The sequence below is a fragment of the Prevotella sp. AM34-19LB genome, from assembly GCF_003468525.1.
Taxonomy (GTDB): Bacteria; Bacteroidota; Bacteroidia; order Bacteroidales; family Bacteroidaceae; genus Prevotella.
On the sequence record NZ_QSIG01000022.1, the window covers coordinates 40,980 to 58,837 of the forward strand.

13 protein-coding genes and 3 pseudogenes are annotated in these 17,858 nt (G+C 44.0%); 10 read left to right on the forward strand and 6 right to left on the reverse strand.

Annotated features, from left to right (window positions below; genetic code table 11):
- Window positions 1-26 precede the first annotated feature (26 nt).
- The 5 genes from DW830_RS08435 to DW830_RS08455 all read right to left on the reverse strand — a co-directional run bounded on the left by DW830_RS08435 (window position 27) and on the right by DW830_RS08455 (window position 4,435).
- Entirely contained in the window at window positions 27-1,322 is a 1,296-nt protein-coding gene (locus DW830_RS08435; RefSeq protein ID WP_119249561.1) for an outer membrane beta-barrel protein, read from the reverse strand.
- Window positions 1,315-1,848 (reverse strand): RNA polymerase sigma factor, encoded by a 534-nt coding sequence (locus DW830_RS08440; protein WP_317125387.1) that lies wholly within the window; start codon window positions 1,846-1,848, stop codon window positions 1,315-1,317. The genes DW830_RS08435 and DW830_RS08440 overlap by 8 nt, the downstream gene beginning before the upstream one ends.
- A gap of 104 nt (window positions 1,849-1,952) precedes the next feature.
- A complete protein-coding gene (locus DW830_RS08445; RefSeq protein ID WP_119249563.1) occupies window positions 1,953-2,867 on the reverse strand; it encodes a ribonuclease Z in 915 nt (304 codons plus the stop codon).
- 25 nt (window positions 2,868-2,892) lie between these two features.
- Complete coding sequence (locus tag DW830_RS08450) at window positions 2,893-3,453, reverse strand: hypothetical protein (protein WP_119249564.1); 561 nt, start codon at window positions 3,451-3,453, stop codon at window positions 2,893-2,895.
- Window positions 3,454-3,490: 37 nt separating this feature from the next.
- Window positions 3,491-4,435, reverse strand: coding sequence for a YabN family protein (locus tag DW830_RS08455; RefSeq protein ID WP_119249565.1), 945 nt, complete (start codon window positions 4,433-4,435; stop codon window positions 3,491-3,493).
- Window positions 4,436-4,714: 279 nt separating this feature from the next.
- On the opposite strand from DW830_RS08455, the pseudogene DW830_RS08460 reads away from it, so the two are divergent.
- The 9 genes and pseudogenes from DW830_RS08460 to DW830_RS08495 all read left to right on the forward strand — a co-directional run bounded on the left by DW830_RS08460 (window position 4,715) and on the right by DW830_RS08495 (window position 16,876).
- Window positions 4,715-7,395: pseudogene (locus DW830_RS08460) on the forward strand (valine--tRNA ligase).
- 149 nt (window positions 7,396-7,544) lie between these two features.
- Entirely contained in the window at window positions 7,545-8,819 is a 1,275-nt protein-coding gene (locus DW830_RS08465) for a clostripain-related cysteine peptidase (RefSeq protein ID WP_119249571.1), read from the forward strand.
- A 99-nt stretch (window positions 8,820-8,918) separates the two neighbouring features.
- Window positions 8,919-9,851 carry a GYF domain-containing protein gene (locus DW830_RS08470; protein WP_119249566.1) on the forward strand — a complete coding sequence of 311 codons (933 nt, stop codon included), beginning with the start codon at window positions 8,919-8,921 and terminating at the stop codon, window positions 9,849-9,851.
- Between the two features lie 24 nt (window positions 9,852-9,875).
- Window positions 9,876-10,007 (forward strand): annotated as a pseudogene (locus DW830_RS16520) (transcriptional regulator); the annotation flags it as partial.
- 66 nt (window positions 10,008-10,073) lie between these two features.
- Window positions 10,074-12,434 (forward strand): EcoAI/FtnUII family type I restriction enzme subunit R, encoded by a 2,361-nt coding sequence (gene hsdR / locus DW830_RS08480; protein ID WP_119249567.1) that lies wholly within the window; start codon window positions 10,074-10,076, stop codon window positions 12,432-12,434.
- Between the two features lie 16 nt (window positions 12,435-12,450).
- Window positions 12,451-13,962, forward strand: a complete 1,512-nt coding sequence (locus tag DW830_RS08485) for a class I SAM-dependent DNA methyltransferase (protein WP_119249568.1) — start codon at window positions 12,451-12,453, stop codon at window positions 13,960-13,962.
- Between the two features lie 17 nt (window positions 13,963-13,979).
- The gene (locus DW830_RS08490) at window positions 13,980-15,035 is read left to right on the forward strand and encodes a YhcG family protein (RefSeq protein ID WP_119249569.1); all 1,056 of its coding nucleotides are present in this window, start codon (window positions 13,980-13,982) and stop codon (window positions 15,033-15,035) included.
- A gap of 13 nt (window positions 15,036-15,048) precedes the next feature.
- Window positions 15,049-15,222, forward strand: a complete 174-nt coding sequence (locus DW830_RS15670) for a DUF1016 domain-containing protein (RefSeq protein WP_147487239.1) — start codon at window positions 15,049-15,051, stop codon at window positions 15,220-15,222.
- A gap of 85 nt (window positions 15,223-15,307) precedes the next feature.
- Window positions 15,308-16,876, forward strand: a complete 1,569-nt coding sequence (locus DW830_RS08495) for a restriction endonuclease subunit S (RefSeq protein WP_119249572.1) — start codon at window positions 15,308-15,310, stop codon at window positions 16,874-16,876.
- Here the strand turns inward: DW830_RS08495 and DW830_RS08500 are convergent.
- Window positions 16,856-17,620 (reverse strand): restriction endonuclease subunit S, encoded by a 765-nt coding sequence (locus DW830_RS08500; protein WP_233544445.1) that lies wholly within the window; start codon window positions 17,618-17,620, stop codon window positions 16,856-16,858. The two genes, DW830_RS08495 and DW830_RS08500, sit on opposite strands and share 21 nt — an antisense overlap.
- A 142-nt stretch (window positions 17,621-17,762) precedes the next feature.
- Between DW830_RS08500 and DW830_RS17090 the strand changes: the two are divergent.
- Window positions 17,763-17,858, forward strand: a pseudogene (locus DW830_RS17090) (IS982 family transposase); the annotation flags it as partial.

Below are 17,858 nucleotides of genomic sequence, written 5' to 3' on the forward strand. Positions count from 1 at the left end.
CATGTGCGAAAGTTCTGTTTTTTATACTATAGATTGAATCTCAAACCGAACTGGAGATTGAAATTCAACTTCTTATCCTTGAAGGTATTCTCCACATGGCTTCCGTTATCAAAATAATATTTAGCACCCGGTTCGATATACAGACCCACCTTTGGCGTGATGTCATACTGCGCACCGAGCGAAGCCTTTCCTGAGAACTGCACCCTGTCTCGCTTGGCATTCTCTTTCTTTACTCCCTCTTCTTCGGTATCATTCTTCACATTATAATCAGCCTCAGCACCAGCCATCAGATAAGCATGGAAGCCTCCGCTCTGCCAGAATTCATAATTCAATCCCACCGGAATACCCACATAATGAAGCACCTGATGAACATTGTAGCTATTACTTGATGCATATGGATAAAAATCAGAAGAAGTGCGTGTATATACCATACCCGTACTCAAAGACAGACGAGGTGCAATGCCAAAGGCTACCTGCAAACCAACAGATACAGGAGCATGATGCTTGGCATTCACCTGCTGGTTTCTTTGAATCGCCTTACAGGATGCCAAGAGATATTCTTCTCCATATATGCCTCCAGCCGTTGGATCAGGGATGACTCCAGGCATCGGCTCTGCCATCGTGCCATAACTATAATCACGATAGCTTCCAGATGCATCAGAATTAACACCGCCCAAACTTGACGTCAGGTTTTCGGCATAGAGTTGCATCGACCAGCCTGAAACCTCCTCATTTTTGTCAAAATGATAAGATTGAGAAGCATACGCTGCAGCATGATTATCGGCTAGCAAAGAAATTTTATTCTCAGATTCTTTCTCTAGAACATTACCCTTCTTCTTTTGGGGTGCAGCGGATGGCAAATCCGATGAAACGACATGGGATGCAGCGGATGGCAAATCCGATGAAACAGCATGGGATGGAGCGGATGGCAAATCCGATGAAACGGTATGGGGTGCAGCGGATGGCAAATCCGCTGAAACGACGCGGGAAGAAAGAGAAGCCAATTGCAAATTACCCTTTTCTACTTCCTCCTGATGCAGATAAATATAGCTTCCTCCTATTCCCAACAATGCCACAGCTGCTGCAGCCGCAGACCATCGCTTAAAATAGACAATCCTGGCTTTCTTTTTAGCCTCTGAACCAACGTGGAAATCTGAAGATTCTGAACTTTCAGAAACTATTGCCTGTGGATTCGACGAAACTGATTCTATATCATTCTGAGCAAGCGATTGTTCAATGCCTGCCCACAAGTCGTGGCTGACAGACTCCTGATAGCCTGCCAACTGGTCTTGAAGTTTGCTTGTCCAATCTTGATTACTCATATTCTTTCTCGTTTATATTATTTAGATATTCATTTATTTTCTTTGCCAGAAACTTCTTGGCTCTTAGATATTGCGAGGCAGAGGTACTCTCCTTGATGCCCAGCAGATCAGCAATTTCCTTATGGCTTCTTTGCTCAAACACAAACATGTTCAGAACCAGTCGATAGCCCTCGGGCAATTCACCGATCATCTTCGTCAATACGGCAGGCGGCACCCGTTCTACCTCCGGTTCGTCGTCACTCACATCTTCCGGAACTTCATCCACGAAAGTAATGCGACTCTGCTTTCTAGTAAAGCTGATGGCCTCATTTGCCACAATCCGAAGAAACCACGCCTTCAGCGAACCTTCGCCCCTGTACTCGAAGTTGGCAATACCAGAGAAAAGTTTCACAAAACTATCCTGCACCACATCCTCCGCATCATCACGTAAAGGGACATACCTCAGCGCTACCGCCATGGCATATCCTACGTAGCGGTCGTAGAGCCGGTGCATCGCTGCCCGACTGCCGCCCTTTATGTCATCCAAAAGTAGTTTTTCAGATTCCAATTTTCTCTATCTTTTATACATTAAACGAATAGCAACACAAAACCTTGCACCAAAAATGAACTTTTTTTGATGCAAGGCTATTTTTATACCGAGATAATCATTCCCTCATTGGTGAGATAGCTTTCCTCGAAAATCTCTTTGGCCTCTTTCAGCAGAACCGTCTCATCATTATATCTCGCACTATAATGTCCCAGGAGCAACTTGCCTACCCCGGCAGCCTTTGCCACCATCGCAGCCTGCTTTGCCGTACTATGGTTGTAGATCTTAGCCCGGTCTTCCTGTTCCGAAGTATAAGTACTTTCGTGATAAAGCACAGTTACCCCCTTCACCTTTTCCCAGAGATTCGGAATATATCGGGTATCACTCATATAGGCATAACTGCGAGGTTGGTCGGCAGGTGTCACCAGACGGGCATTCGGAATCACCTCGCCATCTTCGTTGGTCCAGTCAGCCCCATTCTTGATGTTGTTGATCTGACTGATCGGGATGCCGTAGTAATCTATCATATCTCTCTTGATATGAGGCAGCGTAGGCTTCTCTCTGAAGATATAGCCGCAGCATGGCAGACGATGTTTCAGAGGCACCGTCTCTACCGTGAGCGAATGGTCTTCGTAGATAATCTGCTGCTTCTCCGTATCCACAGGAATCATTTCCATCTCGTATTCCATCGTCTGCATAAAGAATTCTACCTGTTGTTTAAACAGAGGAGCATAATCCTTTGGAGCATAGATTCTTAACTTAGATGTACGTCCAAGCATTCCCAGCGTAGAAAGCAAGCCCATCAAGCCAAAGCAATGATCTCCATGCATGTGAGTGATGAAGATGGCATTGAGCTTGGAGAAATGGATATGAGAGCGACGGAACTGCATCTGTGCGCCCTCGCCACAATCTATCATATAGCATTTTCCCCGCATCTCAATGAGCTGCGAGGAAGCATTGTGTTTCAGGGTTGGCAGCGCACTGCCACACCCCAGTATATGTATCTTAAATGGTTCCAACTTAATCTAAAATTAGAATGACTATTTACTCCTGGCGCTTGAAGACATAGATGCCCTGGGTATTCTCGAGCATCAAGCTGTCAGATCCCAGTTTATCGATGGCAAAGGTATCCTTGTTGAGCAGTAGCTTTCCGTTCAGGATTTTCCATGAAGTCCAAGGATTGGTCTCAGCCTTCACATTGTTTTTTACCTCTCCGCCTTCCAGCAAGTCGAAGTTCTTGTCGAGTGAAGTCCACTTGCCCAAGAGTGAAGTAAGATTGATGATTTTCTGTGCCATCATCTCTCCATCCTGTGCCTTGTAACCGATAAGAGCGATGCGGTCGCCTGCCAGCAAACCACCCTGTACGATGTCTGGCTTCTCATCATCAATGAAGACAGAGAGCGTATCTCCCTCATCAGAAATCAGCTCCAGATTGTGCATAGATGTTCCCTCACCACATACACCGTAGATGGTTGAATCATCGGCAACCTCCTCCAGATCGAGGGAATCTGTAGGACTGATAACCTGTGCGGTCTTCTTATCCTTACAGCTATTGGCAGCAAAGAGTACCACCAAAGCCATCATCATATAAACTAATCTTTTCATAATCCTTATAGTTTTTGTTGTTATAAAAACGTTCTATTTATCTTGTCTTTCCTGCTTCTTGTCTTTCCAGCTTCTTGGCTTCATCCCACAGTTTATCCATTTCTTCCAAGCTCATGTCTTTCAGATTCTTACCCTGCTTTAAGGAATGATCTTCCACATAGTTGAAACGGCGGATAAACTTCTGGTTTGTTTTCTCCAGCGCATTGTCAGGATTGAGCTTATAGAGACGGGCTGCATTGATTACGGAGAAGAGGAAATCGCCGAGTTCCTGGGTAGAATTCTCCTTATCACCCTTGGCAAGTTCTACCTTGAGTTCTTCCAGTTCTTCCTGTACCTTATCCCATACGTCCTCCTTCTCCTTCCAGTCGAAGCCCACGTTTCGTGCCTTGTCCTGAATGCGATAGGCCTTGATAAGGGATGGCAGGGAATTTGGCACACCGCTCAGAACACGCTCGTTGCCATCTTTCTCCTGCTGCTTAATCTGCTCCCAGGTTTTCTCTACCGAGGCAGCATTCTTAGGTTTGCTGGCACCAAGAGCCAGGGTTTCTTCCGAGCTTCCCGCCTCAGCCTTACCAGTTGCCGTTTCTTCCGACTCCTTATATACCACCTGTCCCTCATCATTGATATACATATCAGGATTCGCCACTGTCCATTCGCCCTCTTCCTTCCAGTTGATGAAAGGATGGCGGAACATCAGTTTATCGGCCTCCTGATTGCAGACATCACAGATATCGAACTCGCCGTCTTCTCTGCCGATGATGCTATAGAACATCACGTGCTCCAGCACATCGCCCAACTCCTTCTTGATATCCTTGTAATCGCGCTTCATCAAGGCATCACAAAGCTCGAAAGTCTCCTCGATGGTATTCGGACGAAGGCTCTCGAATGTCTGCTTCTTATCCCATGGACACTGCAGGCGCAAACGGTCCTGCACATCCAGCAAGCGGCTGAATGCCGCCATTTTCTCTTCTTTCGTATGCATAACTCTAACCTCACATTAAAGATTATCTTTCCATTTCTTCCCGGCTTTCGTGTTGAGGAAAATGACAAAAGACAATGCAAACACAAACATCATTACATTAAAAAACAAATATGCTTCCATAACTATTACTTTTTATTCTTCAACAAATCATTGGCACTATATTTATGTAAAAATACGTAATTTATGCTGCAAAGATAATGATTTTCGCTCAAAAATTCGTATCTTTGCACCGTTTTTTAAGGAAAAAGAAAGAAAAAGAATAAAAATTAGATAGAAACAATGGAATTAGCAAGTAAATACGATCCACAAGCAGTGGAAAGTAAATGGTATCAGTACTGGCTCGACAACAAGCTTTTCTGCTCTAAGCCAGATGGTCGTGAACCTTATACGGTGGTAATCCCTCCACCAAACGTTACGGGTGTGCTCCACATGGGACACATGCTCAACAATACGATCCAGGATATTCTCGTTCGCCGTGCACGCATGGAGGGCAAGAACGCTTGCTGGGTACCAGGTACCGACCACGCTAGTATCGCTACCGAGCTAAGGTGGTTAACCGCCTCGCCCAGCAGGGTATCAAGAAGACTGACCTTACCCGCGAAGAGTTCCTCAAGCACGCTTGGGACTGGACTCACGAGCACGGCGGCATCATCCTCAAGCAGCTCCGTAAGCTCGGTGCCAGCTGCGACTGGGACCGCACAGCCTTCACCATGGACGAGACCCGCTCCCGTGCCGTTATCCACGTATTCTGCGACCTCTACCAGAAGGGACTCATCTATCGTGGCGTGCGAATGGTTAACTGGGACCCTAAGGCTCAGACTGCCCTCTCTGACGAGGAGGTTATCTACAAGGACGAGCACTCTAAACTCTATCATCTGAAGTATTACGTGGTAGAGCAGGACTGCCAGCAGGTGGACGAGGAGAACGTGATGCACAAGGATGAGAAGGGTTACTATGCCGTGGTAGCAACCACCCGTCCGGAGACTATCATGGGCGACTCTGCCATGTGTATCAACCCTGAGGATAAGAAGAATACCTGGCTGAAGGGCAAGCACGTGATTGTACCTCTCGTAAACCGCGAGATTCCTGTCATCGAGGATTCATACGTAGATATCGAGTTCGGTACTGGTTGCCTGAAGGTGACTCCAGCTCACGATATCAACGACCACGCCCTCGGTTTGAAGCACGGTTTGGAAACCATCGATATCTTCAACGACAACGGTACCATCAGCGAGGCAGCAGGTCTCTATGTAGGCATGGACCGCATGGATGTGCGCAAGCAGATTTCCATCGACCTTCAGAACGCCGGTCTGATGGAGAAGATTGAGGACTATAATAATAAGGTGGGCTTCTCTGAGCGTACCAATGTGCCTATCGAGCCAAAGCTCTCTACACAGTGGTTCCTCAAGATGCAGCACTTTGCCGACATCGCTCTTCCTCCTGTAATGGACGATGACATCGAGTTCTATCCTAAGAAGTACAAGAACACCTATCGCCACTGGTTGGAGAACATCAAGGACTGGTGTATCAGCCGTCAGCTCTGGTGGGGTCATCGCATCCCTGCTTACTACTTCGATAATGCCGGCAAGAAGGATTTCGTGGTAGCAGAGACTGCTGAGGAGGCTCTGAAGCTCGCTCAGGAAAAGAACGCCAGCATCAAGGCTGAGGACCTGGAGCAGGAGAGCGACTGCCTCGACACCTGGTTCTCTTCATGGTTGTGGCCTATCTCTCTGTTTGATGGTATCGAGCATCCTGACAATGAGGAGATCAACTACTACTACCCTACTTCCGACCTCGTAACAGGTCCGGATATCATCTTCTTCTGGGTAGCACGTATGATCATGGCTGGCTACGAGTATCGTGGCAAGATGCCATTCAAGCACGTATATTTCACAGGTATCGTTCGCGATAAGCTCGGCCGCAAGATGAGCAAGAGTCTCGGCAACTCACCAGACCCACTGGTTCTGATTGACAAGTTTGGTGCCGATGGTGTTCGTATGGGTATGATGCTCAGTGCACCAGCAGGCAACGACATTCTCTTCGACGAGAGCCTCTGCGAGCAGGGACGTAACTTCAACAATAAGATCTGGAATGCCTTCCGCCTCGTGAAGGGTTGGGAAACTGCAGATATCGAGCAGCCTAAGAGTGCAGAAATCGCCGTGAAGTGGTTTGATGCCAAGCTCAAGGAGGTGAACGAGGAGATGCAGAAGCAGTTTAAGGACTACCGTATCTCTGAGGCATTGATGACTGTATATAAGCTGTTCTGGGATGAGTTCTCATCCTGGTACCTGGAGATGGTGAAGCCAGCTTACGGCCAGCCTATCGACCAGAAGAGCTACGACGCTACCCTCCGCTTCTTCGATGCCCTCCTGAAGATGTTGCATCCATTCATGCCATTCATCACCGAGGAATTGTGGCAGCACATCTACGACCGCAAGGATGGCGAGAGCATCATGCGCGAGAAGCTGGAGATTCCTGCACCTACAGCTGAGGAGCTGAAGTTGGCTGCAGATATCGAGGCTGTGAAGCTGATTATCGCCGGTGTTCGTACCGTTCGCAACCAGAAGAACATTGCCCAGAAGGAGCAGTTGTCTCTGCAGGTAGTAGGCAAGAACGATTTCGAGGCTTACAACGACGTAACGCTGAAGATGGCCAACCTCGACAAGATTGAGGTCATCGCCGAGAAGAGTGCCGATGCATCCAGCTTCATGGTAGGCACCGACGAGTTTGCCGTACCATTGGGCGACCTCATCGACGTGGCAGCCGAGATTGAGAAGGCAGAGGCCCAGCTCAAGCACCTGGAGGGCTTCCTGATGGGTGTACGCAAGAAGCTCAGCAATGAGAACTTCGTTGCTCACGCACCTGAGAAGGTTGTTGCCCTGGAGCGCAAGAAGGAAAGCGACTCTGTAGAGAAGATTGCAGCCCTCAAGGCTACCATCGAGGAACTCAAGAAGAAGTAACAGATTCTTTTTATAGAAGAAGTAACAGATTCTTTTTTTATATATGTTGAATGTTGAGTGTAGAATGATGAATGCAGAATCTCAGACGGATGAATTCGTCAGCCATTCTGCAACTCAGCATTCAGCATTCAACATTCAACTTTTTTATTATGATCAAGAAGCTTTTCACCTTATTTATATGTATGTTTTCGTTCGCCATGACTTTCACCAGTTGTAGCGACGAGGCTTTTGATGTGGATAGCGTCAACAAGCAGACCATCCTGGTATATTATCCATGGACAGGCAGTACCACCAGTTCGGGTTTGAAGCAATACCTTGCAAACAACATCGACAGCATCTGCCAGGGTATCGTAGCCAAAAAAGGACTTAGTGACTCACGTGTGATGGTATTTTTCAGCGAGAAATACAACAAGAGCACACTCTACGATCTGCAGTACGATGCCGCCAGCAAGACGGTGAAGCGTGTGCCCGTGAAGACCTACGAGGACAACAGCTATTGCACGGCAGAGGGATTCGCCAACCTTCTCAATGAGGTGAAGCAAAATGCCGAGGCTCTCAACTATGCCCTCATCATCGGAGTACATGGTTCCGGATGGACCTATGCAGAAGATTGGGTGAATTATCCGAACTATGCCCGTCCTAGCTTCGGAAGCACAGCCACAGCCGGCAAGCCATCCAGTACATTCAGCGGCATCCAGTTTGGCAGCGACCCAGACCATCCGGTCACCCGCTTCTTCGGAAGTGTAAATTCCAAGAGTTATGCCATGGACATCCCAACCCTGGCAGAAGGAATCAGACAGAGCGGACTGAAGATGCAATACATCCTCTTCGATGCCTGCTATATGGGAAATGTGGAGACAGCATACGAGCTGAAGGATGTCACCAACTATCTCATCAGTTCGAGCAGCGAGGTGATGGGTATGGGCATTCCATACCGGAGCATCTGGAGCATGCTCAATTCCGCAACACCCAACTATTCCGGCATCGTGAACGGTATTGTCAACTTCTACAAATCCAGCGAAGTACCTTATTGCAACATGGCAGCCATCGACTGCCGCGAGATGGATAACCTGGCTAGCGTCATGAAGGAAATCAACAGCAAATATACGCTTGATTCCTCCATTCCTCTGGAAACAATCCAACCTCTCGACGGCTTCACTCCCAACCTATTCTATGATATGTCGGCATATGTAGATAGCCTCAAGCCAAGCGGTTACCTGAAAGATCAGTTTGCCGCCCAGATGCAGAAAACCATCAAGGCTGCAGCGCATACCGATGAGGCATTTACCATGCTGAAGGACTCATATAGAGGAACCACCTTCCAGGTGAAGAGCTATTGCGGCCTTTCCATCTCCGACCCGAGCCAACACAGTGTAGCCCTCAAGGGAAGAGAGAAGACAGGATGGTGGAAGGCAACCCACTAACATGGGAAAGTTTATCGTAAAGAACCCGAAACTACTTTTTCAAGTGGGCTTAGTACTCATCAAGTAAATTGTTCACATTTAAAAATTTAAAGGACAAAGATGGAATTTTTTATAATCGATCATAATGGACAGCAGGCTGGTCCTTTCAGTTTCGATCAACTCGTACAGAAGGGCATCAGTCCCGAAACACTGGTGTGGAAACAGGGTATGGCAGATTGGACTCCTGCCTGGAAAGTAGAGGAACTGAGAGCTGTACTGGAAGCAATAAGAGCCAACCAGCAGCAGGCTCAGCAGCAGGATTATCAGAAAGCCCAGCAGGAAGCCTATCAGCAGGGATTCCAGCAGGGAGCAGCGATGAATTCGAATTTCCAGCAGCAGCCAAAGAAGAAGACGAGCCATTTCGCAATGAAGCTGGTAATAGGTCTCATCATTTTCATCCTTGCCATATTTGCCGTAACCAATCCGGGCGCAGACGCTCATAAGGAGAAGGTTCGCACGGAGGCAAGCAAGGCGGTAGAAAAGGCGGTAGGATCTACCGACAACAATTTCTTCTCGCAGGCACTCCGCTCTGTAGCCAAGATGATGGCTGGCAGCATGATGGACGAAGCGATGAACCAGCTTTTCGAATACCACAACTATATCGTTTGCTCTACGGGTTCTGTAGAGTTCAACGGCAAGCCGCACACCGTGAGTTTCGGTATTCTCGGCAACGTCTATACGATGAATGCCGACGATATGGTGAAAGCACTGGAATCAGCCGATAATCTCCATATCGAGGAGTCAGAATCAAATGTATCCTCTGACAATCCTAATATGGATAGCTCAGATTCAGAAGACCAGGCTGACAGCGATGAAGGCAGCCTCAGCACAAGAATGCAGAAGAAACTGGAAGAGAAAGCCAATCAGGCTTTCGATAAGGCGGCAGATAAAGTGAGCAAGAAGGTAGAAGAGAAAATCAACCAGAAGCTCGACGAAACCACCGATTCTTCCAGCATCGAAAAGATAATCGATAAGATCCTGGAGTTATTTTAAGGGCATATAATACAAATCTCCCGTAAGAGCCTTAGCACGGTCTATTGCTACGCTCGGAATAAATACCTACCCGATTTAGAGACGCTTCTTGAAATCTCAAAGATTTTAGAAGTTGACCTCAAGGATTTGATTACGGACGAGAACGAAAGAGTGTAATGAACTCGTAGTTTCTGTCTTAGCTAGTATGTTGTAGAACTTCTGATAATAAAATATTATTTGAATATGGGCATAAGCAAAGATTTAACAGAAGAGGACATCAAGTTCCGCTATCTCAACGAAGCCATCACAAGCAAGGGATGGTCGAAGGATAGTATATTCATGGAACAGAAGGTTAAATTTACTGACGGTAAAATTAACCTTCATGGTAATCTTGTGCATAGAGAGAAACCGAAGTTTGCCGACTATGTACTTTATGCAAATAAGGCAACACCCATTGCTATTGTAGAAGCAAAGGATGCCAATCATTCTGTTTCTCATGGATTGCAACAATCCATGACCTATGCCCAAATGCTTGATGTTAAGTTTGCATACAGTTCAAATGGTGAAGGTTTTGCCGAACATGACTTCTTGACAGGCAAAGAACGCACTTTTGCTATGGACGAATTTCCAACAAAAGAAGAACTTATCGAAAGATATAAAAATGAGGCTAACGATGGTAACGGACTTAATAAGCAAGAGTTGTCTGTCATTGAACAGCCTTTCTGTACAGGACAGAACATTTTTCCACCACGATATTATCAGCGCAATGCAGTAAACCGCACAGTCGGTGCCATTGCTAAAGGACAAAACCGTGTGCTCCTTGTCATGGCAACCGGTACAGGCAAGACATATACTGCATTTCAGATTGTATGGCGTTTACTTAAAAGTGGTTTGAAGAAGAAAGTGTTGTATCTTGCGGACCGAAACATATTGGTTGACCAATCCATACAGCAGGATTTCAAACCATTAGAAAAGGTAACGCACAAGATAGATTACTCAAAAGACAAGAACCACTTGGAAGAATTGGGTTCCTATCAAGTGTTCTTTGCACTCTATCAACAGTTGATTGGACAGAATGATGCCAAAAACTATAAGGAGTTGTTTCCTAATCCAGACTATTTTGACCTTGTTATCGTTGATGAGTGTCATAGAGGTAGCGCAAAGGATGATAGCAACTGGCGAAACATTTTGGAATACTTTTCTTCGGCTACTCATATAGGTATGACAGCAACACCAAAAGAAACAAAGTACCAGTCGAGTATTGGCTACTTTGGTGAGCCTATATATACATACAGTCTTAAAAACGGAATTGAGGACGGTTTCCTTGCTCCTTTCAAGGTCATCAACATCACAACCAACATTGGCGATGAGTGGAGACCGACAAAGGGACAAAAGGATATTTACGGCAACGAGATAGAAGACCGCATTTATAACAACAGCGACTATGATTATAACATTGTTATAGAAGACCGTATAAGGGAAGTTGCGCAGGAAATAACAAACTATCTGAAAAGTACAGACCGTATGGCGAAAACCATTGTATTCTGTGCCGATGAAGTTCACGCTGAACGCATGCGTGTGGCATTGACCAATGCCAATTCCGATATGTGCAAGAAACATCCCGACTATGTGGTTCGCATAACAGGTAGCGATGAGTATGGAAAAGGCAAACTGAATTACTTTATCTCAGTATCTTCAGAATATCCTGTCATTGCAACAACCAGCAAACTGCTTTCTACCGGTGTGGATTGCAAGATGGTAAAGCTGATAGTGCTTGACCAGCAGATTGGTTCCATGACAGAGTTTAAGCAGATTATAGGTCGCGGAACCCGTCTTCGTGAGAATGAGGGAAAAACCAATTTCACAGTGATGGATTTTCGCAATGTAACACGCTTGTTTGCAGACCCCGATTGGGATGGACCGATAGAGATTGACCCAAACTATCCTGCAAAACCAAACGAAACGGACCCACGTACATTTCCAGAGGACACAGACACTCCTCCGTCCTCAACAAATGCGCCAGTTACACACTCAAAACCGATTGTAGATAGAGAAGGATGCCAGGTGATGGTTGTCAATAAGGTAGTGTCCGTTTACGATGCCGATGGCAAGCTGCTTCGCACGGAGAGTATTACCGACTACACGAAGAAGAATATCCTTGATTCGTTTGCAACCATTGATACATTTACCTCCAAATGGAAAGAATTAAAGAAAAAGTCAGACATTGCTGATATGCTGAAAGAAAGAGGCATAGACCTTGCGGAATTAAAGACTTCACAGGAAATGAGCAATGTGGATGATTTTGATTTCATCTGCCATATCGCATACGGCAAGAAGACCCTGACGAGGCGGGAACGTGCCGAGCAAGTGAAAAAGCGTGATATATTCACCAAATATGGTGAGCAGGCACGGCTGGTACTTGAGGCTTTGCTGGAGAAGTACATGGAAGAAGGCATTTCTGAACTTGAAAGTCTCACTGTGCTTGAAAACGATCCTTTCCGCCGATTTGGCTCTAAGGCAAATATAGTAAAGTTCTTCGGTGGAAAGAGAGATTATCTGAAGGCCGTAAAAGAGTTGGAGCAGTCAATATATAATATAGCATAAAAAGAAACAATATAAAATGAGTTTATCAAATTTCGTAAAACGAGTACGCAATATCATGCGCAATGATGCTGGTATCAATGGCGATGCGCAACGCATAGAACAAATGGCATGGATGCTTTTTCTGAAAGTTTATGACGAGAAAGAGAATGACTGGGAGTTGGACGATGATGATTACAAATCTATTATTCCAGAAGAATGCCGTTGGCGCAACTGGGCGCATGACGATGGAAGCGGTAATGCCTTGACTGGTGACGAGCTGCTTTCGTTTGTCAACAACACATTGTTTGTGGAGCTCAAAAAGATAGAAGTAACACCAGACACCCCTATCCGCCAAGCAATAGTAAAGACCACATTTGAGGATGCCAACCAATATATGAAAGATGGAGTTCAACTTCGTCAAGTGCTGAATGTAATTGACGGTTTGAATCTTGGTGACTATGAAGAGAGTCATGCTTTCGGAGAGATATACGAGACTATCCTCAAGGAAATGCAGTCGGCAGGTTCATCTGGTGAGTTCTACACCCCAAGAGCCCTGACTGAGTTCATGGCAGAAATCGTGAATCCACAGATTGGCGAGAAAATGGCCGACTTTGCATGTGGCACTGGTGGTTTCATCACCAGTTGGCTGGGTGAACTGGATAAAAAGGTGAAAACAGCAGAAGACCGCAGGAAGTTTAACCAATCAGTATTCGGTATTGAGAAGAAACAATTTCCATATATGCTATGCGTAACAAACTTGTTGCTTCATGGCATAGATACACCTTTGGTCTATCACGACAATTCATTGACAAAGGATGTGTTGAACTATACTGACGACGACAAGTTTGACGTGATACTGATGAACCCACCATACGGCGGCAACGAGAAGGCTGACGTAAAGTCGCATTTTCCCTCAGATATGCGAAGCAGCGAGACTGCTGACTTGTTCATGGTTCTCATCATGTACCGACTGAAGAAGAATGGTCGTGCAGCGGTTATTGTTCCAGACGGTTTCCTGTTTGGAGCGGACAACACAAAGATAGCCATCAAGACCAAGTTACTCAGAGATTTCAACTTGCATACCATTATACGTTTGCCTGGCAGTATCTTTGCACCTTACACTTCGATTGCCACGAATATTTTGTTCTTCGACAATACCAGTGCGGAGGGTGCTCCAGAAGGTTATTCTACAAAGGAAACGTGGTTCTATCGTTTGGATATGCCAGAGGGTTACAAGCATTTCTCCAAGACAAAGTCCATGAAGTCGGAACATTGCGACCCAATCCGTGAGTGGTGGAACGACCGTAAGGAGATTATTATTGCTGATGGTGACGAGAAATCCCGTTGCTATTCGGTTGAAGACCTTATCGCCACCGATTGCAACTTCGACTTGTGCAAGTTCCCGAAAGAGGATGAAGAAATCCTGCCTCCTGCCGAACTGCTTGCTGACTATTTCAAGAAGCGCAAGGCTCTTGATCATGAAATTGATAAGACATTGGCGGAGATACAGCGCATCTTGGGGATAAATGTGAATGTGGACGAATTGTAATGAAATAAAAATAGTATATGAACAAACCAGAGTTTACATATAATCAGGGTATTGTACCTTCTGTAGAATATCACGAATGGCTTAAAAGTCTAAAACTTCGCTATAAGGATGCGCAAATAAAGGCTTCTGTCAAAGTAAATAGCGAGTTGATTCGTTTTTACTGGTCCTTGGGAAAAGATATTGTTGCAATGAAGGTAGAAGACCACTGGGGTAAAGGCGTGCTAAACCAACTTAGCCTTGACTTAAAAGATACGTTTCCACAGCAGAACGGTTTTTCAGTTACCAATCTTAAATATATGAAGCGTTGGTATAGTTTCTATGCACAGTCTGATGAAATTCGTCACCAACTTGGTGACGAATTGGAATTTCCAGCGAATTTCAGTCTTGTCCCATGGAGACATCATATATCGATTTTCACTAAGAGCAATAGTGTAAAGGAAGCCTTGTTTTATATAAACAAGACAATTGAAGGCAATTGGAGTCGGAGCACTTTGGAAAATAAAATGGAAGAAAAACTATATGTTAAACAAGGTTGTGCTGTCACTAATTTTTCTTCAAAACTTCCTGCTGCTCAGAGTAAGTTGGCGGAAGAAGTGTTGAAAGACCCTTATAAATTGGACTTCTTGCATTTGAAGGAAGATTATGATGAAAAAGACTTGGAAGACGCTTTGGCTCATAACATAACGCGTTTCCTTTTGGAATTAGGACAAGGTTTTGCCTATGTAGGCAGGCAAATGGAATTGCGTATGCCCGGAGGTCAATCTTTTTACCCCGATATGATTTTTTATCATATTCATTTGAAATGCTATGTAGTAATTGAGTTGAAGGTGGTAAAGTTCATTCCTGAGTTTGCTGGAAAATTGAATTTCTACGTTTCCGCAGCTGATCATTTGTTGAAAAAAGATGACGATAACCCAAGTATCGGATTGCTTATCTGCAAGTCAAAAGACGATACGGTAGTAAAATGGTCGTTTGAGGACATAAATAAGCCTATCGGTGTATCAACATATCAATTGCAAGAAATTGTTGACCAGACAATAATTTCAGCCTCAAAAGGATTGATGAAAGAATAATTAGGTGATAATAATGGCATTAACAAGCATAACAGAATTGGTGGTTCGCAACTGGCTTATCGGTTGGCGTATCGTGACACAGGAACAAAATGGAAAGGAACGTGCGAAATATGGCAAGCTTGACGAATCTGCGATACCATTCTATCCTAACCTATCATGGTTCACTATGAACGCTTACTGCGTGTAAAAGAGGCAGAAAATGAAGATTAGAAATAGTATATAATTCGCCAACAACTTGTTGCGAATTGATGCTTTACGATAAAACTTATGTTATGAACGGAAAACAATTAAAGAACAGCATATTACAATGGGCGATACAGGGAAAACTTGTACCGCAAGACCCTAATGACGAGCCTGCAAGCGTTTTGCTTGACAAGATTCGCCAAGAGAAAGAACGCTTGATCAAGGAGAAGAAAATCAAGCGTGACAAGAACGCATCCATTATCTACCGTGGTGAGGACAATTCCTATTATGAGAAGATACTTGCTACGGGAGAGGTGAAGTGCATTGATGAGGAGATACCGTTTGAAATACCAGCAACATGGAATTGGGCAAGATTGTCAAACATAACCTCCATTTTGGGAGATGGCATTCACGGAACTCCCGAATACGATGCAACAGGAACTGTTTATTTTATCAATGGCAATAACCTAAGTAATGGAAGCATTGAGATTAAAGCCGACACAAAAAAAGTAAGTGAACAAGAGGCAGAAAAACATAAACGTCTGCTAAATTCTACAACAGTTTTAGTCTCTATAAATGGTACTTTAGGTAATGTTGCCTTTTATAATGGGGAAAATGTGATTTTAGGTAAAAGTGCTTGCTATTTCAACTTGATGGATAACATTGACAAACAATACATCAAACATATATTGGAGACAGAATATTTTACTGAATACGCAAAAAATGTTGCAACTGGTAGTACAATAAAGAATGTTCCATTGGCTGGTATGAGAAATTTCTTGATACCTGTTCCACCTATTACCGAACAACATCGTATTATATTGGGAATGGTACGGTTGGCACATTCTATAAATCGTTACAATGATGCCCAAACAAAACTTGATTTATTGAACAATGTTCTAAATGAAAAGTTGAAAAAGTCTGTCTTGCAAGAAGCTATACAGGGAAAGCTTGTTCCACAACTTGCCGAAGAAGGTACAGCACAAGAACTGCTTGAACAGATAAAGGAAGAGAAACAAAAACTCGTCAAAGAGGGCAAGCTAAAGAAGTCTGCCCTCAACGATTCTGTTATCTTCCGTGGTGACGATAACAAGTATTATGAGCAGATAGGCCAAAAATGCTTGGATATAACTGAGCAAATTCCCTTTGAAATCCCAAGTAATTGGGAATGGTGTAGAGTTCGTAATGTATCAAACTCTTATATTGGTCTAACGTACAAACCGTCAGATATTGACGAGAAAGGAACTATCGTATTACGTTCCTGTAATATACGAAATGGCAAGTTAGTATTAGATGATATTGTAAGAGTAAGTTCTTCCATATCAGAAAAATTGCTTATAGAAGAGAATGACATTATAATTTGTGCAAGAAATGGGAGCAAGCGGTTAGTTGGAAAATCGGCTCTTATAAGGAATTTGACAGAGCCAATGACATTTGGCGCATTTATGGCAATATGTAAAACTCCTATTTACGAATATATGTTTGCTTATTTGCAGTCTGATTTGTTCTTTGGGCAGTTGAGAGATGTGAGTAATACAACCACAATCAATCAACTAACCCAAAACAAATTCAATGATTTTCTTATTCCTTTACCTCCTTTACGAGAACAGAAACGAATAGTCCAAAAGATAGAGCAATTAATGCAGTTGCTCAAATAGTTTTTCTATTTGAGCAACAATGCGTTGCTGCTCTTTTAATGGGGGTAGAGGTATAAGAATCTTGTCTAAAGCTTTAGAAGAAAGCCCTTGTATTCCAATACCTTTACCACCTATTCGTCCTGTTGCCTTATAGAAATAAAACACCCAAAAGAAGAACTTTGTACAAAGTTGCTTGTAAGCACGAAGTTTATGTATATGATTTTGGATTCTTATATCATATTGATAGTTCCATATTGCAGCACGCCCAATGTCTCCACCTTCACAGACAAGTAAATCTCCAAATGTAGCAGTGCATTTTTCTATTTCTTCATCTGTAAAACGCATCTGTTTAAGATTATCGAGTTCAAATCTATCCCAATATAGATTTGAAGTGGTAATGTAAGTCATTAATTCCCCTTTTTGATTTAACGCATTTAATGCCTTTCCCGTGCAATGTGAGAACAGTGTTCCCAAACGGCACCATTCCCATGTATTAGGAATATCAAATGGTATTTCATCATCAACACTGATTCTCTCTTTTTTGTTAATGGTATAGTACTTGTTATCGTCACCACGGAAGATAACAGAGTCATTGAGGGCAGACTTCTTTAGTTTACCTTCCTTGACGAGTTTCTGCTTCTCTGTCTTTATCTGCTCCAACAAATCTTGAGCTGTACCCTCCTCAGTAAGTTGCGGAACAAGTTTTCCTTGAATTGCTTCCTGTAAAATGGACTTTTTAAATTGTTCCTTTATCTCCTCGTTCAACAGATTCAATCTGTCTTGGCATAGACCATAATTACCTCAGTTCGGGATAAGAAATAGTGCCTAAAAAAGTTGGTAATCTCCGATATTTTTTGTATCTTTGTAGGTGAAATCCAATTAGTTACAAACATAAAAAGATATCATTATGGAGATTACCAAGGACAAAGTTACAGAATTATTTTGTATTATTGATGAATTTTACAAAGTTTTTGATGCTGAAAATGCAGGAAAATTGCTTTTG

Excerpts from the sequence above, each read along its gene's own strand:
- DW830_RS08455 (WP_119249565.1), bottom strand. The coding sequence starts at position 4,435 with ATGCATACGAAAGAAGAGAAAATGGCGGCATTCAGCCGCTTGCTGGAT.
- DW830_RS08490 (WP_119249569.1), top strand. The coding sequence starts at position 13,980 with ATGAACAAACCAGAGTTTACATATAATCAGGGTATTGTACCTTCTGTA.
- DW830_RS08495 (WP_119249572.1), top strand. The coding sequence starts at position 15,308 with ATGAACGGAAAACAATTAAAGAACAGCATATTACAATGGGCGATACAG.
- DW830_RS08435 (WP_119249561.1), bottom strand. The coding sequence starts at position 1,322 with ATGAGTAATCAAGATTGGACAAGCAAACTTCAAGACCAGTTGGCAGGC.
- DW830_RS08465 (WP_119249571.1), top strand. The coding sequence starts at position 7,545 with ATGATCAAGAAGCTTTTCACCTTATTTATATGTATGTTTTCGTTCGCC.
- DW830_RS08485 (WP_119249568.1), top strand. The coding sequence starts at position 12,451 with ATGAGTTTATCAAATTTCGTAAAACGAGTACGCAATATCATGCGCAAT.
- DW830_RS15670 (WP_147487239.1), top strand. The coding sequence starts at position 15,049 with ATGGCATTAACAAGCATAACAGAATTGGTGGTTCGCAACTGGCTTATC.
- DW830_RS08450 (WP_119249564.1), bottom strand. The coding sequence starts at position 3,453 with ATGAAAAGATTAGTTTATATGATGATGGCTTTGGTGGTACTCTTTGCT.
- DW830_RS08470 (WP_119249566.1), top strand. The coding sequence starts at position 8,919 with ATGGAATTTTTTATAATCGATCATAATGGACAGCAGGCTGGTCCTTTC.
- hsdR (WP_119249567.1), top strand. The coding sequence starts at position 10,074 with ATGGGCATAAGCAAAGATTTAACAGAAGAGGACATCAAGTTCCGCTAT.